General features: G+C 71.0%; 20 protein-coding genes. 15 read left to right on the plus strand and 5 right to left on the minus strand.

Annotated features, from left to right (window positions below; all coding sequences use genetic code 11):
• The first annotated feature begins 48 nt into the window (after positions 1 to 48).
• From ACBJ59_RS11850 to ACBJ59_RS11870, 5 genes are all read left to right on the plus strand, one after another.
• Positions 49 to 1,071, plus strand: coding sequence for a Gfo/Idh/MocA family protein (locus ACBJ59_RS11850; protein WP_375110191.1), 1,023 nt, complete (start codon positions 49 to 51; stop codon positions 1,069 to 1,071).
• 228 nt (positions 1,072 to 1,299) lie between these two features.
• A complete protein-coding gene (locus ACBJ59_RS11855; protein WP_375110192.1) occupies positions 1,300 to 3,228 on the plus strand; it encodes a beta-galactosidase in 1,929 nt (642 codons plus the stop codon).
• Between the two features lie 209 nt (positions 3,229 to 3,437).
• The gene (locus tag ACBJ59_RS11860) at positions 3,438 to 3,755 is read left to right on the plus strand and encodes an L-rhamnose mutarotase (protein ID WP_375110193.1); all 318 of its coding nucleotides are present in this window, start codon (positions 3,438 to 3,440) and stop codon (positions 3,753 to 3,755) included.
• 10 nt (positions 3,756 to 3,765) lie between these two features.
• Positions 3,766 to 4,917: an L-rhamnose isomerase gene (gene rhaI, locus ACBJ59_RS11865; RefSeq protein WP_375110194.1), complete on the plus strand. Its 1,152-nt coding sequence runs from the start codon at positions 3,766 to 3,768 to the stop codon at positions 4,915 to 4,917.
• A 6-nt stretch (positions 4,918 to 4,923) separates the two neighbouring features.
• Positions 4,924 to 6,966, plus strand: a complete 2,043-nt coding sequence (locus ACBJ59_RS11870) for a bifunctional aldolase/short-chain dehydrogenase (RefSeq protein WP_375110195.1) — start codon at positions 4,924 to 4,926, stop codon at positions 6,964 to 6,966.
• On the opposite strand, the gene ACBJ59_RS11875 is transcribed toward ACBJ59_RS11870, so the two are convergent.
• Positions 6,963 to 7,493, minus strand: a complete 531-nt coding sequence (locus ACBJ59_RS11875) for a hypothetical protein (RefSeq protein WP_375110196.1) — start codon at positions 7,491 to 7,493, stop codon at positions 6,963 to 6,965. The two genes, ACBJ59_RS11870 and ACBJ59_RS11875, sit on opposite strands and share 4 nt — an antisense overlap.
• A 146-nt stretch (positions 7,494 to 7,639) precedes the next feature.
• On the opposite strand from ACBJ59_RS11875, the gene argC reads away from it, so the two are divergent.
• The 9 genes from argC (at position 7,640) to ACBJ59_RS11920 (ending at position 16,818) form a co-directional block, all read left to right on the plus strand.
• Positions 7,640 to 8,680: an N-acetyl-gamma-glutamyl-phosphate reductase gene (gene argC, locus ACBJ59_RS11880; RefSeq protein WP_375110197.1), complete on the plus strand. Its 1,041-nt coding sequence runs from the start codon at positions 7,640 to 7,642 to the stop codon at positions 8,678 to 8,680.
• Positions 8,677 to 9,828, plus strand: a complete 1,152-nt coding sequence (argJ, locus tag ACBJ59_RS11885) for a bifunctional glutamate N-acetyltransferase/amino-acid acetyltransferase ArgJ (protein ID WP_375110198.1) — start codon at positions 8,677 to 8,679, stop codon at positions 9,826 to 9,828. The genes argC and argJ overlap by 4 nt, the downstream gene beginning before the upstream one ends.
• Positions 9,825 to 10,700, plus strand: a complete 876-nt coding sequence (gene argB / locus ACBJ59_RS11890; RefSeq protein ID WP_375110199.1) for an acetylglutamate kinase — start codon at positions 9,825 to 9,827, stop codon at positions 10,698 to 10,700. The genes argJ and argB overlap by 4 nt, the downstream gene beginning before the upstream one ends.
• The gene (locus tag ACBJ59_RS11895; RefSeq protein WP_375110200.1) at positions 10,697 to 11,863 is read left to right on the plus strand and encodes an acetylornithine transaminase; all 1,167 of its coding nucleotides are present in this window, start codon (positions 10,697 to 10,699) and stop codon (positions 11,861 to 11,863) included. The genes argB and ACBJ59_RS11895 overlap by 4 nt, the downstream gene beginning before the upstream one ends.
• Positions 11,864 to 11,943: 80 nt before the next feature.
• The gene (gene argF, locus ACBJ59_RS11900; protein ID WP_375110225.1) at positions 11,944 to 12,888 is read left to right on the plus strand and encodes an ornithine carbamoyltransferase; all 945 of its coding nucleotides are present in this window, start codon (positions 11,944 to 11,946) and stop codon (positions 12,886 to 12,888) included.
• A complete protein-coding gene (locus ACBJ59_RS11905) occupies positions 12,885 to 13,394 on the plus strand; it encodes an arginine repressor (protein ID WP_364137456.1) in 510 nt (169 codons plus the stop codon). The genes argF and ACBJ59_RS11905 overlap by 4 nt, the downstream gene beginning before the upstream one ends.
• Before the next feature lie 26 nt (positions 13,395 to 13,420).
• Positions 13,421 to 14,620 carry an argininosuccinate synthase gene (locus tag ACBJ59_RS11910; RefSeq protein WP_375110201.1) on the plus strand — a complete coding sequence of 400 codons (1,200 nt, stop codon included), beginning with the start codon at positions 13,421 to 13,423 and terminating at the stop codon, positions 14,618 to 14,620.
• Between the two features lie 96 nt (positions 14,621 to 14,716).
• Positions 14,717 to 16,147, plus strand: a complete 1,431-nt coding sequence (argH, locus tag ACBJ59_RS11915) for an argininosuccinate lyase (protein ID WP_375110226.1) — start codon at positions 14,717 to 14,719, stop codon at positions 16,145 to 16,147.
• Positions 16,129 to 16,818, plus strand: coding sequence for a DNA-3-methyladenine glycosylase (locus tag ACBJ59_RS11920; RefSeq protein ID WP_375110202.1), 690 nt, complete (start codon positions 16,129 to 16,131; stop codon positions 16,816 to 16,818). Before argH ends, ACBJ59_RS11920 begins: the two co-directional genes overlap by 19 nt.
• On the opposite strand, the gene ACBJ59_RS11925 is transcribed toward ACBJ59_RS11920, so the two are convergent.
• Positions 16,758 to 17,018: a PH domain-containing protein gene (locus ACBJ59_RS11925; protein WP_375110203.1), complete on the minus strand. Its 261-nt coding sequence runs from the start codon at positions 17,016 to 17,018 to the stop codon at positions 16,758 to 16,760. The two genes, ACBJ59_RS11920 and ACBJ59_RS11925, sit on opposite strands and share 61 nt — an antisense overlap.
• A gap of 243 nt (positions 17,019 to 17,261) precedes the next feature.
• On the opposite strand from ACBJ59_RS11925, the gene tyrS reads away from it, so the two are divergent.
• Complete coding sequence (gene tyrS / locus ACBJ59_RS11930) at positions 17,262 to 18,527, plus strand: tyrosine--tRNA ligase (protein WP_375110204.1); 1,266 nt, start codon at positions 17,262 to 17,264, stop codon at positions 18,525 to 18,527.
• A 149-nt stretch (positions 18,528 to 18,676) separates the two neighbouring features.
• On the opposite strand, the gene ACBJ59_RS11935 is transcribed toward tyrS, so the two are convergent.
• The 3 genes from ACBJ59_RS11935 to ACBJ59_RS11945 all read right to left on the minus strand — a co-directional run bounded on the left by ACBJ59_RS11935 (position 18,677) and on the right by ACBJ59_RS11945 (position 21,821).
• Positions 18,677 to 20,062: a glycosyltransferase family 39 protein gene (locus ACBJ59_RS11935; protein ID WP_375110205.1), complete on the minus strand. Its 1,386-nt coding sequence runs from the start codon at positions 20,060 to 20,062 to the stop codon at positions 18,677 to 18,679.
• Between the two features lie 749 nt (positions 20,063 to 20,811).
• The gene (locus tag ACBJ59_RS11940; protein ID WP_375110206.1) at positions 20,812 to 21,399 is read right to left on the minus strand and encodes a hypothetical protein; all 588 of its coding nucleotides are present in this window, start codon (positions 21,397 to 21,399) and stop codon (positions 20,812 to 20,814) included.
• Positions 21,400 to 21,437: 38 nt separating this feature from the next.
• The gene (locus tag ACBJ59_RS11945; RefSeq protein WP_375110207.1) at positions 21,438 to 21,821 is read right to left on the minus strand and encodes a PPOX class F420-dependent oxidoreductase; all 384 of its coding nucleotides are present in this window, start codon (positions 21,819 to 21,821) and stop codon (positions 21,438 to 21,440) included.
• Positions 21,822 to 23,336 lie beyond the last annotated feature (1,515 nt).

The raw sequence follows: 23,336 nt of genomic DNA on the forward strand, positions 1-23,336 counted from the left end.
CTAACGTCGCGCGCCGGAAGTAAAACGTTCTATTAGAGGAGCGCGCTCATGATCCGGGCTGCCATCATAGGGGCCGGCGCCATCGCCGCGCACAGCCACGTGCCCGCCCTGCGGGCCCACCGTGACCGCGTCGAGCTGGTGGCCGTGGCGGACGTGGCCGGGGACCGGGCGAAGTCGCTGGCCGACGGTGTGGCGGCCTACACCGATCCGGGCGACCTGCTCGCCGCCGAGCGTCCCGACCTGGTGCTGATCTGCACGCCGCCGCACCTGCACGTCGAGCAGGCGATCGCGGCCCTGGGGGCCGGGGCGTGGGTGTGGTGCGAGAAGCCGGCCACGCTCTCCCTCGCCGAGTACGACCGGATCCAGGCGGCCGAGGGTCCCGGCGGCCCGTACCTGTCGGTGGTCTACCAGCAGCGCTTCGGCTCCGGCGCGGACCATCTGCGCTCGCTGGGCGGCGCGCTGGGCCGGCCGCTGCTGGCGCTGTGCCAGACGACGTGGCACCGCGGCGCGGACTACTACGCCGTCCCGTACCGCGGCAAGTGGGCCACCGAGGGCGGCGGCACCACCGTGCTGCACGGCGTGCACCAGATGGACCTCATGCTGTCGGTGTTCGGCGACTGGGCGGAGATCAGGGCGATGGCGGGCCGCCTGGACCGGCCCATCGAGACCGAGGACGTGTCGATGGCCATGGTCAGGTTCGAGAGCGGCGCGATGGCCTCGGTGGTGACCAGCGTGCTGTCGCCGCGCGAGGAGAGCTATCTGCGCTTCGACTTCGCCGAGGCCACGGTCGAGCTGCGGCACCTGTACGGCTACCACAACGCCGACTGGAGCTCCACCTCCCCGCTGTGGAACCCGCCCGAGGACCTCCCCAGCAGCCACGCCACCCAGCTCGGCCTGCTGCTCGACGCCTACGGGCGCGGCGAGCGCCCCCCCGGCCTCCGGCGCGGACGGCCGGCGGGCGATGGAGTTCGTCACCGGCCTGTACGCCTCCGCCTTCACCGGCCGCCCGGTGCGCCGCGACGAGATCACCCCGGACAGCCCGTTCTACCACCGGCTCGACGGCGGCATTGAAACGTTCTTCACGGCTGACGCCCTTTCATAACGTTCCGGCAACCGGCGCATCACGGGACCTGCTCGGATCCCGATGGCCTGCCTGCGGAATCACCCCCGCTGATCAGCCACAACCGCTCACGGCGGAGAGTGAGGTCTTGTGCGGCGCGGCAGAGGAACGTTTTAATCCCCCGTAAACGTAGGCGTAACGGGCTGTGAGCGCTAACAGTATCTCGAAAGGCAGGCTTCATGCCGGATGTCATCGCGTACGGCGGCGACTGGAACCCCGAGCAGTGGCCCGAGGAGACGTGGGAGCAGGACGTCGCGCTGATGCGCGAGGCCGGCGTCAACCGGGTCAGCGTCGGGATCTTCTCCTGGTCGATGCTCGAGCCCGCCGAGGGCGTGTTCGACTTCGGCTGGCTCGACCGGGTGATGGACCTGCTGGCCGCCAACGGGATCCGGGCCAACCTGGCCACCCCCTCCGCCTCCCCGCCGCCCTGGTTCGGCGACGCCTACCCCGAGGCGCTGCCGGTGGACGCGGACGGGCGGCGGCTGTACCACGGCAGCCGGCAGGGCTTCTGCCCCAGCTCGCCGATCTACCGCGAGAAGGCGCTGCGCATCGCCGAGCAGGTGGCCCTGCGCTACCGGGAGCACCCGGCGCTGGCCCTGTGGCACGTGCACAACGAGTACGGCTGCCACAACGCCCGCTGCTACTGCGACACCTCGGCGGCGGCCTTCCGCGCCTGGCTGCGTACGCACTACTCCTCGCTCGACGCGCTCAACGAGGCCTGGGGCACCGCGTTCTGGTCCCAGCGCTACGGCGACTGGGCGCAGATCCTGCCGCCGCGCGCCACGCCCAGCTTCCCCAACCCGGGCCAGCAGCTCGACTTCCGCCGGTTCAGCTCGGACGCGCTCGTCGAGCTCTACATCGCCGAGCGCGACCTGCTCAGGGAGCTCGCCCCCGACGTGCCCGCCACCACGAACCTGATGGCGGGCGCGCACTGGGACATGGACTGCTGGGCCTTCGCCGCCGAGCTGGACGTGGTCTCCACCGACCACTACCTGGCCGGCGCCCGCCCGGAGCCGCACATCGACCTGGCCTTCGCCGCCGACTACGCCCGCTCGCTCAACGGCGGCCGCCCCTGGCTGCTCATGGAGCACTCCACCAGCGCGGTCAACTGGCAGCCCCGCAACCTCGCCAAGACCCCCGGCGAGCTGCGCCGCAACTCCCTGTCCCACCTGGCCAGGGGCGCGGACGGGATCATGTTCTTCCAGTGGCGCCAGTCGCGGGCCGGCGCGGAGAAGTGGCACTCGGCGATGCTGCCGCACGCGGGCACCGGCACCAAGGTCTGGCGCGAGGTCGTGGCGCTCGGCGCCGAGCTGGCCGGGCTCTCCGACGTGGCGGGCAGCACGGTACGGGCCGACGTGGCCCTGCTCGTCGACCACTCCAGCGTGTGGGCCCAGGACCACCCCGCCCAGCCCACCGCCGAGCTGGACCCGGTGGAGGAGGCCAAGCGCTGGCACGCCGCGCTCTGGCGGGCCGGCGTCACCTGCGACGTGGCCCACCCCGAAGGGGACCTGACCGGCTACCGCCTGGTCCTGGTGCCCCAGCTGTACCTGGTGAGCGACTCGGGAGCGGCCAACGTGGAGGAGTTCGCCCGCCGGGGCGGCGTCGTGCTCGTGGGGCCGTACAGCGGGATCGTGGACGAGCACGACCGGGTGCGGCTGGGCGGCTACCCCGGCGCCTGGCGGGACCTGCTCGGCGTGACCGTCGAGGAGTTCTTCCCGCTGGCGGCGCCGATCCGGCTGGCCTCGGGCGCGACCGGGACCGTGTGGAGCGAGGCGGCGCAGGTCACGACCGCGAAGGTGCTCGACACGTACGCCACCGGCGAGCCCGCCTGGACCCGCAACGAGTTCGGCGCCGGCGCCGCGCACTATCTCACCACCAGGCTCGACGACGCCGCGCTGGCCCAGGTCATCGCCACGGCCTGCCACGAGGCCGAGGTCGAGCCCCCCGCCAGGAGCGTGCCGGGGGTGGAGGTCGTCCGCCGCTCGCACGCCGACGGCCGCTCGTTCCTCTTCGCGATCAACCACACCCCCGAGGACGCCACCGTGACGCTGACATCGGGCACCACGATCACCGTCCCCGCCGGCGACGTCACGATCACCCCCACCTGACCGCACCACCGCCCACCGGGTGCCGCTGAGCCTTGGAGGGACGGCTGAGAGCCTCCGAGAACCCTGGCGTCTCCCGCCCCGGGGATGACACGTTTTAACACCTCAGCCCCACCCTCGCACCGGATCAGGGGCGGCCGGTGCATTGACAGCGAGCATCAGGAATCGTAGTTTCCTGCACAACGGATTAAAACGTTTTGAAGGGAGTGGCAGTGCAACGCGTCTGCTTCCTGCTGAAAGTCCGCCCGGAGCGGCTGGCGGAGTACCGCGAACGCCACCGCGAGGTCTGGCCGGAGATGCGAGAGGCGCTGTCACGCACCGGCTGGCACAACTACTCGCTCTTCCTCAGGGAAGACGGCCTGCTCGTGGGCTACCTGGAGACCGACGACTTCGAGGCCGCGCAGAAGGCCATGGCCGAGACCGAGGTCAACGCCCGCTGGCAGGCCGAGATGGCGCCGTACTTCGAGGGCCTCGACGGCCGCCCCGACGAGGGCATGGCACCGCTGACCGAAGTGTTCCACCTGGATTGATCGGGGAGTAATGACTGACATCAAGGCCGCCCTGAGGGCACAGCACATCGAGACGCCGTCCTGGGCGTTCGGCAACAGTGGCACCCGGTTCAAGGTCTTCGCGCAGCGGGGGGTGCCGCGGGATCCGTACGAGAAGCTGGCCGATGCGGCGCAGGTGCACGCGTATACCGGGATCGCGCCGACGGTGGCGCTGCACATTCCGTGGGACAAGGTGGATGATTACGCCGATCTGGCTCGGCATGCGCGTGAGCTGGGTGTGGGGATCGGTGCGATCAATTCCAACGTGTTCCAGGATGACGACTACATGCTGGGCAGTGTCACTCATCCGCAGGCGCGGGTGCGCCGCAAGGCGACCGATCATCTGCTGGAGTGTGTGGACATCATGGATGCCACCGGTTCGGACACGTTGAAGCTGTGGTTCTCCGACGGCATCAATTATCCGGGTCAGGATGATCTGCGGGCCCGGCAGGATCGGCTGGCGGAGTCGCTGGCGCGGGTGTATGGCCGGTTGGGGGAGGGGCAGCGGTTCCTGCTGGAGTACAAGCTGTTCGAGCCGGCCTTCTACGCCACCGACGTGCCTGATTGGGGGACGGCTTACGCGCATTGTGTGAAGCTGGGGCCGAAGGCGCAGGTGGTGGTGGACACGGGTCATCACGCGCCGGGGACCAACATCGAGTTCATCGTGGCGTTCCTGTTGCGGGAGGGCAAGCTGGGCGGGTTCGACTTCAACTCGCGGTTCTACGCCGATGACGATCTGATGGTGGGGGCGGCGGATCCGTTCCAGTTGTTCCGCATCATGTTCGAGGTGATCCGGGGTGGCGGGTTGCGCGATGAGGTGGCGTTCATGCTGGATCAGTGTCACAACATCGAGCCGAAGATCCCGGGTCAGATCCGTTCGGTGATGAATGTGCAGGAGGCGACGGCCAAGGCGTTGCTGGTGGATCGGGACGCGCTGGCCGCGGCTCAGTCCGCGGGTGATGTGCTGGGTGCGAACGCGGTGTTCATGGACGCCTACAACACCGACGTGCGGCCGTTGCTGGCGGAGTTGCGTCAGGAGATGGGTCTGGCGCCCGACCCGATGGCGGCCTACGCCAGGTCCGGATATTTCGAGAAGATCGCCGCCGACCGGGTCGGCGGCGAGCAGGCCGGCTGGGGGGCCTGAAACACCATGTCTGACGTCGTGAACGAACTGCTCGAACGCTCCCACCGCCTGGGCGCCGACCCGCGCAACACCAACTTCGCGGGCGGCAACACCTCGGCCAAGGGCGCCGCGCCCGACCCGGTCACCGGCGAGGAGGTGGAGCTGCTCTGGGTCAAGGGCTCGGGCGGCGACCTCGGCACGCTGAAGGAGTCCGGCCTGGCCGTGCTCCGCCTCGACCGGCTGCGCGCGCTCAAGGGCGTCTACCCGGGCGTCGAGCGCGAGGACGAGATGGTCGCCGCCTTCGACTACTGCCTGCACGGCAAGGGCGGGGCCGCGCCGTCGATCGACACCGCCATGCACGGCCTGGTCGAGGCCGGGCACGTGGACCACCTGCACCCCGACGCGGGCATCGCGATCGCCACCGCCGCCGACGGCGAGGAGCTGACCGGGCGCGTCTTCGGCGACCGGGTCGTGTGGGTGCCGTGGCGGCGGCCCGGCTTCCAGCTCGGCCTGGACATCGCCGCCATCAAGGAGGCGAACCCGCAGGCCATCGGCTGCGTCCTGGGCGGCCACGGCATCACCGCGTGGGGCTCGACCTCCGAGGAGTGCGAGGCCCGCTCGCTGGAGATCATCCGCACCGCCGAGACGTACCTCGCCGAGCACGGCCGCCCCGACCCGTTCGGCCCGGTGATCCACCAGACCCTCGGCGAGGCCGAGCGGCACGAGCGGGCCGCCGCGCTCTTCCCGATCGTGCGCGGCCTGGCCTCCACCGACGTGCGCGTGGTCGGCCACTACACCGACAGCGCCGAGGTGCTGGACTTCGTCTCGCGGGCCGAGCACCCGAGGCTGGCGGCGCTGGGCACGTCCTGCCCCGACCACTTCCTGCGCACCAAGGTCGCGCCGCTGGTGCTGGACCTGCCACCGGACGCGCCGCTGGAGCGGGTGGCCGAGCGGCTGCGCGAGCTGCACGCCGCCTACCGCGCCGACTACACCGCCTACTACGACCGGCACGCCACCCCCGACTCGCCGCCCATGCGCGGCGCGGACCCGGCGATCGTGCTGGTGCCGGGCGTCGGCATGTTCTCCTTCGGCAAGGACAAGCAGACCGCCCGGGTGGCCGGCGAGTTCTACGTCAACGCCGTCAACGTCATGCGCGGCGCCGAGTCCGTGTCCTCCTACGCCCCCATCCCCGAGTCGGAGAAGTTCCGCATCGAGTACTGGGAGCTGGAGGAGGCCAAGCTCCGCCGCATGCCGAAGCCCAAGCCCCTCGCCACCCGCGTCGCGCTGGTGACCGGCGGCGGCTCGGGCATCGGCGCCGCCACCGCCCGCCGGCTGGCCGCCGAGGGCGCGTGCGTGATCGTGGCCGACCGCGACCTGGCCGCCGCCGAGAAGGTGGCCGCGGAGATCGGCGCGCGCGCCTACCGGGTGCCGGACGTCGCCGTGGCCGTCGGGGTGGACGTCACGTCCGAGGAGCAGATCGCCGCGGCCGTACGCGCGGGCGTGCTCGCCTTCGGCGGCGTCGACCTGGTCGTCAACAACGCCGGCCTGTCGCTGTCCAGGGCGCTCCTGGAGACCACGGCGGCCGACTGGGACCTGCAGCACGACGTCATGGCGCGCGGCTCGTTCCTGGTGTCCAGGGAGACCGCCAAGGTCATGATCGACCAGGGCATGGGCGGCGACATCGTCTACATCTCCTCCAAGAACGCCGTCTTCGCCGGCCCCAACAACGTCGCCTACGGCGCCGCCAAGGCCGACCAGGCCCACCAGGTACGCCTGCTCGCCGCCGAGCTGGGCGGCCACGGCATCCGGGTCAACGGCGTCAACCCCGACGGCGTCGTACGCGGCTCCGGCATCTTCGCCTCCGGCTGGGGCGCCAACCGCGCCGCCGTCTACGGGGTGGAGGAGGAGAAGCTCGGCGAGTTCTACGCCCAGCGGACCCTGCTCAAGCGCGAGGTCCTGCCCGAGCACGTGGCCAACGCCGTCTTCGCGCTCACGGCGAGCGACCTCACCCACACCACGGGCCTGCACGTCCCGGTGGACGCCGGCGTGGCGGCGGCCTTCCTGCGTTAGGAGCCGGCCGCCACCATACCGACCACCGCCAGCACGCCTCCGGCCGCCGTGACCAGGACCCCTCCGGTCACGGCGGCCCGGCGCCCCCTGCGCGCGCCCAGCCAGTACATGACCACGTACGGCAGGAACCCCAGCCCCGCCAGCCCGGCCCCCGGCAGCGCCAACGCCGCCAGCACGCCCCTGGTGCCCGCCGGCACGGCCCGGTCGCCCTCGGGCGTGAGCCGGGCCCGCAGCACGTCGCCGGCCTCCGAGTCGGGCGACGCGGCCACCTCCACGACCGCCTCGCCGGAGTCGGGCGTGAACCTCCCGCGGCAGTCGTACCGGCCCTCGCCCAGGTCCTCGCACGAGACGACGCGCAGCGTCCCCGGCGTGCCGGCCCGTCCCGCCGCCAGCTCCAGCTCCCCGACCGCGAGCACCATCGGCAGCATGCAGATCCCCAGCCACAGCAGGACGAGCACGATCCGGCCGGACGGCCCAGGCCCCCTGCCGCGTGTAGGGGCGCTCAGATCGGACAGGAATTCGGTCATGACCCCCATCCTGGCCGCCTGTTCTTGGAGCTCACCTGCGGGTGACAAGTCTCACGTTCCGGTCCTCGGCTCCCTCCCGGCTTGCATGTTCATCCTCCAAAGTGCATCATCTTCACAAGCAAGGTCATGAGTGTTGATGCATAATCATGCAGGAGGGGTTCGAATTGAGGGCAGCGATCGCGGGAGCCAGCGGCTACGCGGGGGGTGAGCTGCTGCGCCTCCTGCTCGGCCATCCCGAGTTCGAGATCGGCGCGCTCACCGCCGCCTCCAGTGCGGGCAGCCTCCTCGGCGCGCACCAGCCCCACCTGCCGCAACTGGCCGACCGTGTCATCGAGGACACCACGGCCGACGCGCTCGCCGGGCACGACGTGGTCTTCCTGGCCCTGCCGCACGGCCATTCCGCCGCCGTCGCCGCGCAGCTCGGCGCCGAGACGATCGTGGTCGACTGCGGCGCCGACCACCGGCTCGCCGACCCGGCCGCCTGGCAGGAGTTCTACGGCGGCGACCACGCCGGCACCTGGCCCTACGGCCTGCCCGAGCTGCCCGGCCAGCGCGAGGTCCTCAGGACGGCCCGCCGCATCGCGGTCCCCGGCTGCTACCCCACCTCGGTCCTGCTCGCCCTGGCGCCCGCGTTCGCCGCCGGGCTGGCCGGCCCCGACGTGGTCGTGGTGGCCGCCAGCGGCACCAGCGGCGCCGGCAGGTCGCTCAAGCCCAACCTGCTCGGCAGCGAGGTCATGGGCTCGGTGAGCGCCTACGGCGTGGGCGGCGTGCACCGGCACACCCCCGAGATGGAGCAGGGCCTGTCGGCCGTCGCGGGCACGCCCGTACGCGTGTCGTTCACCCCGACGCTGGCCCCCATGAGCCGGGGCATCCTCGCCACCTGCAGCGCGCCCGCCGCCCCCGGGGTGACCAGGGAGTCGCTGCGCTCGGCGTACGAGGTCGCGCTCAAGGGCGAGCCGTTCGTCCGGCTCCTGCCCGAGGGCACCTGGCCGGCCACCTCCATGACCTACGGCGCCAACACCGCCGCCCTTCAGGTGACGCTCGACGAGCGCGCGGGCCGCGTGGTCGCCGTCATCGCCATCGACAACCTCACCAAGGGCACCGCCGGGGGCGCCCTCCAGAGCGTGAACCTCGCCCTCGGCCTGCCGGAAGAGCTCGGCCTTCCTACGACAGGAGTCGCACCATGAGCGTTACCGCCCCCCTGGGGTTCAGGGCCGCGGGCGTTGCCGCCGGGATCAAATCCGGCGGCGCCCGCGACCTGGCCCTCGTCGTCAACGACGGGCCCAGCCGCGCCGCCGCGGGCGTCTTCACCGCCAACCGCGTGAAGGCCGCCCCCGTGCTGTGGTCGCAGCAGGTCCTGGCGGGCGGGCGGCTGCGAGCGGTGGTGCTCAACTCCGGCGGCGCCAACGCCTGCACCGGCCCCGAGGGCTTCCAGGACACCCACGCCACCGCCGAGAAGGCGGCCGACCTGCTCGAGGACTCCGCGGGCGAGATCGCGATCTGCTCGACCGGCCTGATCGGCGAGCGGCTGCCGATGGAGGAGCTGCTGGCCGGCGTCGAGACCGCCGCGGGCCAGCTCTCCCGCGACGGCGGCCTGGCCGCGGCCGACGCGATCCGCACCACCGACACCGTCTCGAAGATCTCCTTCAAGCGGGCCGGCGGCTACATGGTCGGCGGGATGGCCAAGGGCGCCGGCATGCTCGCCCCCGCCCTGGCCACCATGCTCTGCGTGATCACCACCGACGCCGACCTGACCAGCGAGGAGCTGGACGCCGCGCTGCGCAGGGCCACGGCCTTGACGTTCGACCGGCTCGACACCGACGGCTGCATGTCCACCAACGACACCGTGCTCCTGCTGGCCAGCGGCGCCTCCGGGGTGCGGCCGGACCTGGCCGAGTTCGAGCAGAAGGTCACCGAGGTCTGCGCCGACCTGGCCAGGCAGCTGCTGGTGGACGCCGAGGGCGCCTCCAAGGCCATCGCCATCGAGGTGGTCGGCGCGGCCTCCGAGGACGACGCGGTCAAGGTCGGCCGCTCGGTGGCCCGCTCCAACCTGCTCAAGTGCGCCATCCACGGCGAGGACCCCAACTGGGGCCGCGTCCTGGCCGCCGTCGGCACCACCGACGCGGTGTTCGAGCCCGACCGGCTCAACGTGGCCATCAACGGCATCTGGATCTGCCGGGGCGGCGCGGTCGGCGACGACCGGTCCAAGGTGGACATGCGCGGCCGGGACGTGACGATCACCATCGACCTGTCCGCCGGCCCGCACACCGCGACGGTGCACACCACCGACCTGACGGCCGACTACGTCCACGAGAACTCGGCGTACTCCTCATGAGGCTCACCACCGCCCAGAGCAAGGCGGAGGCGCTGATCGAGGCGCTGCCCTGGCTGACCCGCTTCCACGGCGCGACCATCGTGATCAAGTACGGCGGCAACGCCATGACCGAGGAGGCTCTCAAGGAGGGCTTCGCCGAGGACGTGGTCTTCCTGCACCAGACGGGTCTGCGCCCGGTCGTCGTGCACGGCGGCGGCCCGCAGATCAGCAGCGCGCTGGACAAGGCGGGCATCGAGTCCACGTTCACCGCCGGGCTGCGGGTCACCACTCCCGAGGCCATGCAGGTCGTCAGGATGGTGCTCACGGGCCAGGTCAACCGCGACATCGTGGGCCTGGTCAACCGGCACGGCCCGTTCGCCGTCGGCATGTCCGGCGAGGACGCCCACCTGTTCACGGCCGTGCGCAAGCACGCCGTCGTGAACGGCGAGCCGGTGGACATCGGCCAGGTCGGCGAGATCATCAAGGTCGATCCGGGCGCGGTGCACGCCCTGCTCGACAACGGCCGCATCCCGGTCATCTCCAGCGTGGCGCGGAGCGACGACGGCGAGATCTACAACGTCAACGCCGACACCGCCGCCGCCGCGCTGGCCGTGGCCCTCAAGGCGCAGAAGCTGATCGTGCTGACCGACGTCGAGGGCCTGTACGCCAACTGGCCCGACGACACCGACGTGATCGACCTGCTCACCGCCGACGAGCTCGCGGCGATGATGCCCACACTGTCCAGCGGCATGGTGCCCAAGATGGAGGCGTGCCTGACGGCCGTGCAGGGCGGGGTGCCCCAGGCCCACGTGCTCGACGGCCGCGTGCCCCATTCACTGCTGCTGGAGATCTTCACCAATGAAGGAATCGGAACGATGGTGATGCCCTCATGAGCCTGTTCGAGAGGTTCGAGACCGCTTTCATGCCCAACTACGGCGTCCCCCCGGTCGCCCTGGCACGAGGCGAGGGCACCCGCGTCTGGGACGTGGACGGCAAGGAATACCTCGACTTCATCGCCGGCATCGCGACCAGCTCGCTCGGGCACGCCCACCCCGCCCTCGTCGAGGCCGTCTCCACGCAGGTCGCCACGATCGCGCACACCAGCAACCTGTTCCTGCACGAGCCCGAGGTGCTGCTCGCCGAGAAGCTGCTCACCCTGCTGAACGCCCCCGCCCGGATCTTCTTCGCCAACTCCGGCACCGAGGCGAACGAGGCCGCGTACAAGCTGGCGCTCAAGTACGGCAGGCGCGAGGGCCGCTCCTACTTCGTGGCCGCCGAGAACGGCTTCCACGGCCGCACCATCGGCGCCCTGTCCCTGACGGGCAAGAAGGCCATCCGCGACCAGTTCGGCCCGTTCCCGGTCGAGGTGCGCTTCGTCCCGTACGGCGACGCCGACGCGCTCAAGGACGCCGTCACCGGCGACTGCATCGCGGTCTTCCTGGAGCCCACGCAGGGCGAGGCCGGCGTGGTCCCGCCGCCCGAGGGCTACTTCGAGGCGGCCCGCGAGATCTGCGACTCGACCGGCGCCCTGCTGGTGGCCGACGAGATCCAGTCGGCCATCGGCCGCACCGGCCACTGGTTCGCCCACCAGGCCGACGGCGTCGTCCCCGACATCCTCACCCTGGCCAAGGGCCTGGGCGGCGGGCTGCCGATCGGCGCGTGCGTCGGGTTCGGCGACGCGGGCAAGCTGTTCGAGAAGGGTGACCACGGCTCCACGTTCGGCGGGAACCCGGTTTCCTGCGCCGCGGCGCTGGCCGTGCTGGGCAACCTCGACCTCGACCACGTCAAGTCGGTCGCGGCCCGCCTGCGCACGGGTCTGGAGGCGGCCGGCCATCCGCTGCTGAAGGGCGTGCGCGGGCGGGGCCTGTGGCTGGCCGCGGTGCTGGCCGAGCCCCGCTCGGCCGAGGTCCAGAAGGCGGCCGCGGACGCCGGCTTCCTGGTCAACGCCCTGCAGCCCGACGCCGTACGCATCGCGCCGCCCCTGGTCGTCACGGCCGGCGAGGTGGACGCGTTCGTGGCGGCCTTCCCGGCGATCCTCGCGGAGGCGGCCAAGTGACCGGGCACAGCGCGGACTCGGCGCATATTGGGCACAGCGCGGACTCGGCGCATATTGGGCACAGCGCGGACTCGGCGCATATTGGGCACAGCGCGGACTCGGCGCAGCCCAGGCACTTCCTGCGAGACGACGATCTCACGCCGGCCGAGCAGGCGGAGGTCCTCGACCTCGCGGCCGCCATGAAGAAGGACAGGTTCGGCTACCGCCCCTTCGAGGGCCCGCGGAGCGTCGCCGTCCTGTTCGACAAGCCGTCCGCCAGGACCCGCGTCTCCTTCCACACCGGCATCGGCGAGCTCGGCGGCCTGCCGCTGATCGTGGACAACGTCACGGTGCTCATGGGCCGCGGCGAGCCGCCCGCCGACCTCGCCAGGGTTCTCGACCGGCAGGTCTCCGCCATCGTCTGGCGGACCACCGGCCAGGAGCGGATCGACGAGATGGCCGCCCACTCCCGGGTGCCGGTCGTCAACGCGCTCACCGACGAGTTCCACCCCTGCCAGATCCTCGCCGACCTGCAGACCGTCCGGGAGCGGCTGGGCAGGACGGCCGGGGTCACGCTCACGTACGTGGGCGACGGCGCCAACAACATGGCCCACTCCTACCTGCTCGGCGGTGTCACCGCGGGCATGCACGTACGCGTCGCCGCCCCGGCCGGCTACCAGCCCGACGCGGTCGTCCTCGACCGGGCCGCGGCCATCGCCGCCAGGACGGGCGGCTCGGTCGTCGCGCTGTCCGATCCGGCGGCCGCCGCCGAGGGCGCCCATGTGATCGCCACAGACACGTGGGTTTCGATGGGCCAGGACGGCAAGGAGGAGCGGGTGGCCGCGCTCATGCCGTACCAGGTGAACTCCGAGCTGATCGAGCACGCCGCGCCCGACGCGATCGTGCTGCACTGCCTGCCCGCCTACCGCGAGTACGAGATCACCACCGAGGTCCTCGAAGGCCCGCGGAGCGTGGTGTGGGATCAGGCGGAGAACCGGCTGCACGCCCAGAAGGCCCTGCTCCACTGGTTGGTCACCCGACGATGACGATCCCGATGACCAAGGCCGCGCGGCAGGCGAAGATCACCGATCTGCTGCAGCGGAAGGCCGTGCGCTCCCAGCCCGAGCTGGCCAAGCTGCTGGCCGAGAGCGGCGTCGAGGTCACCCAGGCCACGCTCTCGCGGGACCTCGACGAGCTCGGCGCGCTCAAGCTGCGCGCCGACGACGGCTCGCTCGTGTACGCCCTGCCCGGCGAGGGCGGCGGCCGGATCCCGCTCACCCGGCTGGGCAGCGGCGGCGAGTCCCCCGACGCCCGGTTGCACCGCATCGCGGAGGAGCTGCTGGTCGCGGCCGAGGCGTCGGCGAACCTGGTCATCGTGCGAACCCCTCCTGGTGCGGCCCAGTTCCTCGCCTCCGCCATCGACCACGCCGACTGGGAGTCGATCCTCGGCACGGTGGCGGGTGACGACACGATCCTCGTCATCAGCCGCGATCCGACGGGCGGGCAGGTCGTCGCCGACGCGCTGCTGAAGGTCGCGGATCGGCGCAGCTAGAAGCCTCAGTCCAGGGAGAATATGAAATGTCGGAAAGAGTAGTCCTCGCGTACTCAGGCGGTCTCGACACCTCGGTCGCCATCCCGTACCTTGCCGAGAAGATGAACGCCGAGGTCGTCGCCGTCGCCGTGGACCTCGGCCAGGGCGGCGAGGACATGGAGGCGATCCAGAAGCGGGCCATGGACTGCGGCGCGGTCGAGTCGGTCGTCGTGGACGCCAGGGAGGAGTTCGCCGCCGACTTCTGCGTGCCCGCCCTGCAGGCGAACGCCCTCTACATGGACCGCTACCCGCTGGTGTCCTCGCTCTCGCGCCCGCTCATCGTCAAGCACCTGGTGACGGCGGCCAAGCAGTTCGGCGGCACGATCGTCTCCCACGGCTGCACCGGCAAGGGCAACGACCAGGTCCGCTTCGAGGCCGGCCTGGCCGCGCTGGCCCCCGACCTGCGGGTCATCGCGCCCGCCAGGGACTTCGCCTGGACGCGCGACAAGGCCATCGAGTACGCCGAGGCCAAGGGCCTGCCCATCGAGACGTCGAAGAAGAACCCGTTCTCCATCGATCAGAACCTCTGGGGCCGCGCCGTCGAGACCGGCTTCCTCGAGGACATCTGGAACGGCCCCACCGAAGAGGTCTACTCCTACACCGCCGACCCGAAGGAGCCGCGCGAGGCCGACGAGGTCGTGATCACGTTCGAGCGCGGCGTGCCGGTCAAGGTCGACGGGCGCGCGCTCACGCCGTACCAGATCATCGACGAGATCAACCGGCGCGCCGGAGCCCAGGGCGTGGGCCGGATCGACATGGTCGAGGACCGCCTGGTCGGCATCAAGTCGCGCGAGGTGTACGAGGCGCCGGGCGCCGTCGCGCTGATCTCCGCGCACATGGAGCTGGAGAACGTCACCGTCGAACGCGACCTGGCCCGCTTCAAGCGCGGCGTGGACCAGCGCTGGAGCGAGCTCGTCTACGACGGCCTGTGGTTCTCGCCGCTCAAGGACGCCCTCGACGCCCTGATCGCCGACGCGCAGAAGCACGTCAACGGCGACGTCAGGATGACCCTGCACGGCGGCTGCGCGACCGTGACCGGCCGCCGCTCCGAGGATTCCCTGTACGACTTCTCGCTCGCCACGTACGACACCGGCGACACCTTCGACCAGTCGCTGGCCAAGGGCTTCGTCCAGCTCTTCTCCCTTCCCGCTAAGATCGCGGCCGCGCGCGACGCGAAGAAGGGCTGACTTGCACTATGGTCGCGCCGGAGCGAGGAGCTCGGGGGGAGATCGCCGGGCATGGTGCCACCGGGCACCTAAGCGGGCGCGATCAACAGAAACATGATGGAGGATACGACGGTGAGTGATGGCAAGCCGATGCGGCTGTGGGGCGGACGCTTCGAGAGCGGCCCGTCCGACGCGCTGGCCCGGCTGTCGGTGAGCGTCCACTTCGACTGGCGGCTGGTGCCGTACGACCTGGCGGCGTCCAGGGCGCACGCCCGCGTGCTGCACAGGGCGGGGCTGCTGAGCGACGAGGAGCTCGAGCGCATGATCGGCGCGCTCGACGACCTGGAGCGCGCCTGCAAGGCGGGCGAGTTCCGGCCGACGGTCGCCGACGAGGACGTGCACACCGCGCTGGAGCGCGGCCTGCTGGAGCGGCTCGGCACGCTCGGCGGCAAGCTCCGCGCCGGCCGCTCGCGCAACGACCAGATCGCCACCGACCTGCGCCTCTACCTCCGCGACCACGCCCGCACGGTCGTCTCCCGCCTGGTCGAGCTGGAGACCGCGCTGATGGCCCAGGCCGAGCAGCACGCCGACACGGCCGCGCCCGGCATGACGCACCTGCAGCACGCGCAGCCGGTCTCGTTCGGCCACCAGCTCCTGGCCCACGTGCACGCCTTCGCCCGCGACATCGACCGGCTCATCGACTGGGACAAGCGCGCCGCGATCTCTCCGCTCGGTGCCGGCGCGCTGGCGGGTTCCTCGCTCCCGCTCGACCCGCGGGCCGTGGCCGAGGAGCTGGGCTTCTCCGCCGCCGCGCCCAACTCGATGGACGCCGTCGCCGACCGCGACTTCGCCGCCGAGTTCCTGTTCGACGCGGCCATGATCGGCGTGCACCTGTCGCGGCTGGGCGAGGAGATCGTCCTGTGGGCCTCGCAGGAGTTCCGCTGGATCGAGATGGACGACGCCTACTCCACCGGCTCGTCGATCATGCCGCAGAAGAAGAACCCCGACGTCGCCGAGCTGGCCCGCGGCAAGTCCGGGCGCCTCATCGGCAACCTGATGTCGCTGCTCACCACGCTCAAGGGCCTCCCGCTCACCTACAACCGCGACCTGCAGGAGGACAAGGAGCCGGTGTTCGACTCCGTCGACACGCTCCTGCTGGTCCTGCCCGCGATGGCCGGCCTGGTCGCCACCATGCGGATCAACACGGCCCGCATGGAGGCCTCGGCCCCCGACGGGTTCGCGCTGGCCACCGACCTGGCCGAGCTGCTGGTGCGGCGCGGGGTGCCGTTCCGCGAGGCGCACGAGGCCGTCGGCCACCTCGTGGTGTGGTGCCAGGTCAACGACAAGGACCTCGGCGAGCTGACGGACGACGAGCTGGTCAAGGTGTCGCCGCACCTGACCCCCGACGTGCGCGACGTGCTCAGCGTGCCCGGCGCCCTGGCCGCCCGCAGGGCCCACGGCGGCACCGCGCCCGACCGCGTCCGCGACCAGCTCATCGCGCTGCGGGAGGCGGTCGACACGCAGGCGGCATGGGCAGCGGGGAGCTGAGCTCCGCCGCGGTGCCGCGGAGCTTCTTCGACCGGCCGTCGCACGAGGTGGCGCCCGAACTGCTCGGGCGCGTGCTCGTGCACGGCGCCGTCGCCGTGCGCCTGACCGAGATCGAGGCGTACGGCGGCCCGGGCGAGGACCCGGCGGCGCACACCTACCGGGGCCGGACGCCGCGCAACGCGGTGATGTTCGGCCCGCCGGGCCACCTGTACGTGTACTTCACCTACGGCATGCACTTCTGCGCGAACCTCGTGTGCCTGCCCGAGGGCTCCGGCTCGGCCGTGCTGCTGCGGGCGGGCGAGGTGGTGGCGGGCACGGAGCTGGCGCGCGCCCGCCGCTCGGCCGCCCGGCCTGTCGCGGACCGTGACCTGGCCCGCGGCCCGGCCCGGCTGGCGGTGGCCCTCGGCCTGCTGCGCGAGCACAACGGCCTCGACGCCATCCTCGAAGGCTCGCCCACCGGCCGCCCGCGCGAGTCGGCCACCATGCGGCAGGGCCGGCCCGCGGATCCGGCGACGATCAGGTCAGGACCGCGCACCGGCGTGTCGACGGCCAAGGACACCCCGTGGCGGTTCTGGATCGACGGCGACCCGACCGTCTCGCCGTATCGTGCTCACGTGCCCCGCCGCCGCAGCACCGCGGCCACCTCAGTGGGGGAGGTGCCCAGCTCGTGAGGGCTGAAGATGTGCAGGTTGTCGCCGGTGTCGATCTCCAGCATCTCGCTGCGCAGACCCCACCGCCGGCGTACGTCCACCTTGATGTCCCAGATCGACTCCCACGGCACGTGCCGCCTGCCCGCGAACCCGTGCACCACGGTGATGCCGCTCTCGTCGGCCGCCAGGCGTACGGGGACCAGCAGGTCACGCAGCCCCATCCCGCCCACCAGCACGGCAGCCGGGACAGCCAGGATTACGCCGCGAAAATCGCCCTCAACCCACCAGTAAACGGCGAGCCCGGCACACACCAGAGCCCCTAAGATCTTGAAAACGGCCAGCTCACGACGGACCCTCCACATGGGCACCCACCCTATCCAGGTGGACGTATCCAAGTGGCGCGCATGCGCACCGATCGGGCAGGCTAAAGGCACCGTCCTCCGACCCAGGGAAGCCAGATCACCGTGACCGACATCATCGACGACCTCGCGTGGCGAGGTCTGATCGCCCAGTCCACCGACCTCGACGCCCTGCGCGCGTCCATGGCCAAGGGTCCGATCACGGTCTATTCCGGTTTCGACCCCACCGCGCCGTCGCTGCACATCGGCCACTTCGTGCCGCTGCTGACGCTGCGCCGCCTCCAGCTCGCCGGGCACAACCCGATCGGCCTGGTCGGCGGCGCCACCGGCCTGATCGGCGACCCGAGCGGCCGCAACACCGAGCGCTCGCTCAACTCCTCCGAGATCGTCGCCGAGTGGGTGGAGCGCCTGCGCGGCCAGGTCGGCAGGTTCCTCGACTTCGACGCCGAGGCGAACCCGGCGCGCCTGGTCAGCAACCTCGACTGGACCGGCGAGCTGAGCGCCATCGACTTCCTGCGCGACATCGGCAAGCACTTCCCGGTCAACCGCATGCTGGCCAGGGAGTCGGTCTCCGCGCGCCTGGCCGGCGAGGGGCTCAGCTACACCGAGTTCAGCTACCAGATCCTGCAGTCCAACGACTACCTCGAGCTCTACCGCCGCTACGACTGCACGCTGCAGATCGGCGGCAGCGACCAGTGGGGCAACATCACCGCGGGCGCCGACCTGATCCGCCGCGTCGAGGGCGGGCACGTCCACGTCCTCACCCAGCCGCTGATCACCAAGGCCGACGGCACCAAGTTCGGCAAGACCGCGGGCGGCGCGCTCTGGCTCGACCCCGCGATGACCTCCCCGTACGCCTTCTACCAGTACTTCCTCAACTCCGACGACCGCGACGTGATCCACTACCTCAAGGTGTTCACGTTCCGAAGCCGTGAGGAGATCGAGGCGCTGGAGAAGGCCGTCGCCGAACGCCCCTTCGCCCGCGAGGCCCAGCGCACGCTGGCCGAGGACCTCACCGAGCTGCTCCACGGCCGCGCCGAGCTGGACGCGGTGGTGGCCGCCTCCAAGGCGCTGTTCGGCCAGGGCTCGCTGGAGGAGCTGCCGGCCGCCACCCTGGCGGCCGCGCTGGCCGAGGTGCCCAAGGCCACCGTCCCCGAGCTCGGCGTGTCGTTCGTGGACCTGCTGGCCGACAGCGGCCTGGTCGAGTCCAAGTCGGCGGCCCGTCGGGCGGTCAAGGAGGGCGGGGCGTACCTCAACAACCGCAAGATCACCGACGAGTCCTACGTGCCGGTCGCCGACGACCTGCTGGCCGGGCGGTTCATGGTCCTGCGGCGCGGCAAGAAGTCGATCGGCGGCGTCGAGGTCGCCTGACCCTCACCTGTTCGACGCGAGCGGGCCTTTCGCGGGGCGAGGGGCCCGCTTTCGCGTGATACTCCAGGCATGCTGTCGGCCGCGGACCTACCGGACGACGATCGCCCCCGCTCTCGGGGCGGCGGCGGCCGTGCCGGTGGTCCTGCCGGTCAACCAGCAGTTCCCTGACGCGTGAACAACGCCACCGTCATCCCCGGCAGATCGCCCGAGTGCTTGGCCGAGCTGAGCTCGAACCCCGCCCGCTCCACCTCCCCCACCCGGGCCACGGAGTCGCCCTCCAGCCCCGACTGCTTCGTCCCCCGCCACACGACCCAAACCCGCTCGCGCCCCTCCAGCACGCCCGAGACATCGGACCGCTCCGGGTACCCGAACCCATCAGGATCGGGCGAATCCCCCGACCGCAGGACATCCACCGGCATCAGGGAATCCGCGTAGTAATCGAACCCCGTACGCAAGTGGCTCTGCCCGTACACGATCGCGTCGTCCGGTTCGGCCTTGATCACCCGCAGGGCCCAGGGGATGTTCTCGAACCGCCCGTTCTCCTCCCGTACCTCCACGTGCTCGGGAACGGCCAGCGCGCACCCGAGCGCGACGACCAGCACCCCCGCCACCACGTGGAACCGGGGCAGGCAGGCCACCGCCAGCCCCGCCAGGAGCGCCAGCGCCGGGGCTGTCACGAAGAGGTAGCGGTCCACGTACACCGGCGTCACCAGCTGCGACACCGCCAGCAGCAGCACCGGCGGCAGCACCAGCCAGCCCACCAGCACGAACGCCCACACGCCGTCGTCTCGCCGAGCCCGCCACAGCAGCACCGCCCCGGCCAGCGCCAGCGCGAACAGGGCCAGGCCCAGCGCGTTCGCCCCCGCCGCCATCTTGGGGAACTTCAGCCACACCTCGGGCCCGCGCTGCGGGATCCAGCTGATCGCGTGCCGCTCGCCGAACCCGATCAGCCCCAGCACGGCGGCCGGCACACATCCGACGGCCAGCGCGACCGCCATCCGCCCCACCGCCACCCGCCGCACCAGCAGCAGCTGGGCAGGCAGGACGAGCACCGCGAACAGGTGCGTGGAGCACACGAGCGCCACCGCCACCCCGTACACCACCCACCGCCGCCCGTCGGCCCGCTCGATCGCCCGGTGCAACGCCCAGAACGAGAACACCACCGCTGCCGCGGCGAACGCATAAGACCTGGCGAAAGCCCCGTAGTAGGACACCGAGGGCAGGATCGCGAACACGGCGGCGGCGATCACGCCCGCACGAGTGCTGTGCAACCGCCGCCCCAGGTCGACCAGGAACCACGCCGCCACCCCGATCGCCACCGCCGACGGCAACCGCAGCCACAGCTCCGCCGTGCCCAGCTTCATCCAGAAGTGCATGAACAGGTAGTACGGGAGGAAGTGGCCGTCAATGTGCCGCGCCAGCTCGAACATCTCCGGCAACGAGCGGGAGGCGGAGCTGATGGTGGCCAGTTCGTCGCCGTTCAGGGTGGCGGAGCCCGTGCCCGAGAACGCCGCGGCCCCGGCGAGCAACGCCATCCACCAGGGGGTTGACGTGCGGAGACGCTGGGCCGGGCGAGCAGGGGGAGCTAGTGTGGCGGCAGTGGTCACCGGGGCAGGATACGCGGCATAGGGTCGCGCGCATGGCGAATGTGATCGTTTGCGACCTGTACGGCGTGATCGCCCGTACGCAACCCGACGGGGCACCGTCCAGGTCGGCGGCCACGAGCTCGGGCACGTCCCCGCCACGTACGCCGAGCCGCTCACCCACCGCCGCCCCGTACCCACGCCGCCCCGACCCGCGTCATAGGCCGGCCGGCACGCCTTCCAGAACCGCACCTTCGGCACCGCGAGCCGCCGCCCCGCGATGGTGGAGGCGGTGCACGAGCCAGCCGAGCAGGGGGACCGGCTCCAGCTGCTCTCGAACATCGCCGCGGAGCTGGCTGGAGCGGTTCGCGTCGCTGCCTGATCGGGATGGGCCCGGAACCCGGTGACAGCCCGTAAGTCCCGACACCTTCACCCCGGGGACACCCGCGATACCTCGGACCTCCGACCTCCGCTCCGGAGTCCATGCCTCAGCCCTTTACGCGCCGACTTCCGTACACGATCAGCCGACTTTCGCACGGCGCTCAGCTTCATGCCGCCATCGCCCGGGCCGCGATCGTCCTTCAGCCGCCATCGTCTGTCGGGCGCCCATCGGTCTGTGTCAGGCCGGCCATCATCTGTCGGGCGGCCATCGTCTCTGTCAGGCCGGCCATCGTCTCTGTCAGGCACGACCATCGTCCGCGTCAGGCCGGCTTCTCACCGCCGAGCGCGAGCAGGGCGGCCAGCGTGGCGTCCTTGTGATCGCGCGTCCAGGGACTGCCGACCTGCGTCCGCAGGCCGTCCACCCGCTCCACCACGCCAGGTCCGAGCACGCGGGCAGCAGTGTCACGCAGCTGCTTGAAGTCGTACCGGCTCACCGCCAGCCCCGCGCCCCGCGCCGCCTCCGCCAGCGCCTCGTGGTAGAGCTCCCCCTCGGCGCCGTGCAGGTAGTGGTGCTTGGCCAGCACCTCGGTCAGGTCACCGGGTATCGTCATCCGCCCCGCGCCCACCGCCCCCAGGTCGAGAGCCACACCGTGCACGTCGTGCCCCGCCTGCGCCAGGTTCAGCGCGGCAGCGTCCAGGGCCTCACGAGCCGCCGTACGAGCGGACCGCTCCACGCGGGCGATCAGCTCGCCCGCCGCCCCGGCATCGAGGCCGGCGGCAGCATGATAGGGCTGGTCAGGCAGCGAAGGGTCGTCGAGCAGCGCCACCCGCTCGCGCATCAGCACCTCGGGCGCAGCGGGCCCGCCACCCACCGCCACCAGCACGGCCCAGCCACAGTGATCTCGCACTCCGAGCGCCGCCGAACCCAAGCCGGCTCACCTCCAAGTCACTGCCGGGTGGTGCGTGTCGGCTTCATAACGATCACGACCTGCCGCTCGGCATCGCCGACCGGCCTTGCGTACCTCAGGCCGTAGCGCCTGGCCGGCACATCGAAGAAGTCACCCGAGGGATCCGGCTCGGCCCGCTCGACCACACCACGGGACTCCACGTAACGGTACGGCTCCTCGGGGTCGTTGATGGAGACCGCGAGGTGCGGATTTTCCATCACATTCCGGCACTTACAGCGATCCGTCGTGGTCGTGAACCGCAAGAACTCCCCGTCCCAGATCGCCCACACCGGATTCACGTTAAGCGTCCCGTCCGGCCCGATCGTGGCCCGATGGGCGAACAGCGGCCGGGTCAGCAGATCGAGGTGGCTTTCAGGAATCATCGCAACCTCCTCTCTGGCGCTCTGACCAGTCAGGTCAGTCCCACTTGGGCTTCGTGCGGGGATGCCTGTGGAGGAACGACTCGGCCTGCACAGCAAGCGCACCGAGCAGGTGGCCGTAGGGCCGGCCGGGCTGACCGTTCCCCAGTACGCCGCGCTGTCCGCACCCGCCGACAGCCCGGGATCTCAGGGGCCGCCTCGGCCCGAGCGTGCCTGGTCACACCCACGGCCATGGCCGTGGTCCTCAAGAACCTGGAGGACCACGGCCTGGTCGAGCGCTCACCACACCCCTGGCGATCGCGGAGGAGTTCAGAGAGGAGGAACGGCCGGCGCTACGCGGACTGCTGGCCCGCTGCAACGAAGCCATCACCCGCACCACGTCCGAACTGTGACCCGCCACCCCACCAGCAGCAACGGCACAGCCCTCACCCACACTCGACCATTGAGCCGCGTCCACGCTTGAGTCGCATCCACGACACGTACCGCGTCTCCAGCCACCGGCCCGGGGCTGTGTCCGCAGCCCGGCCGCAATGTCCTGAGTTCAGTTGACGGGGGTCGCAACCCGCCGGTCCCGCCCCGGAACCGGCATCTGCCGCCCATTCAAGGGCGAAGGCCCAAGCGACGACGACACTTGACGGCGCCTGCTCCATGCCACGGCGGCAGCGGGCTCGAAGAGCTTCCCGAGCCTGCAGTTCTCCGAGCCTGCTGTTCCCCGAGCCCGCAGCTCCTGGCCCTTGGCTGCCCGGCCTTAGCTTCGACTGGTCACGGTGGCGCTTGCCCAGTCACGTGCGCACCGCCCAACCACCTCACGCCGCACCTCGTGCCACACAGTCGGGCCGCCTGGCTATGGCCGCATCCACGGTTGCAGCACTGCCCGACGCAGCACTGGAGGAGCAGGTCATGCGCACGGCTATGCCGCCTTGAGCCATTGCCCGCTCACCCCGGTGGCTCCCCCTGAGGCCGGCGCGGATTCCCGCGATATCCGAAGCGTCGCCTCACACCCTCAGGCGGGGCGATTTGACGTGTCGCGGATCACGACCTAATCTTTCACTTCGCCCCGGGAGTGAGCCGGACGCCGGTCAGGCGGACGGGCCCCAGGGCAAGCCCCTTGAAATAACGAGCCACTCGGCAGAGCCGCTTCGGCGTGCTCCAGGCTGGGTCGTTTCCAGGCGCGCCGACGCAACCGAAAAACCGGTTGATTCGACACAGCCCGGATGCCACGGTAAGTTACGAGGGTTGCCCCGGAACCGGGGCGCACAATCTTGGAAGATCTGAACCGTTTCGATCAAGTCGCTGGATTTGACACGGATCGGCCAAGCTGATAAGGTTGCGAAGAGCGAGATTGCGCCTCCGGGTCGGATTCACCGCAAGTGAATCCCGATCGGATGAATGCGTCCGTTTCTTGAGAACTCAACAGTGTGTTAAAAGCCAGTGCATGATGCACAACCCCGTCATGGATTGATTGTGACGGATTCCTTTGGTTGATGTCCATCGTGGATGGATGTTGGCCAGGATGAT

Origin of the sequence: Nonomuraea sp. MTCD27 (genome assembly GCF_041950495.1) — a bacterium.
Classification (GTDB): Bacteria; Actinomycetota; Actinomycetes; order Streptosporangiales; family Streptosporangiaceae; genus Nonomuraea.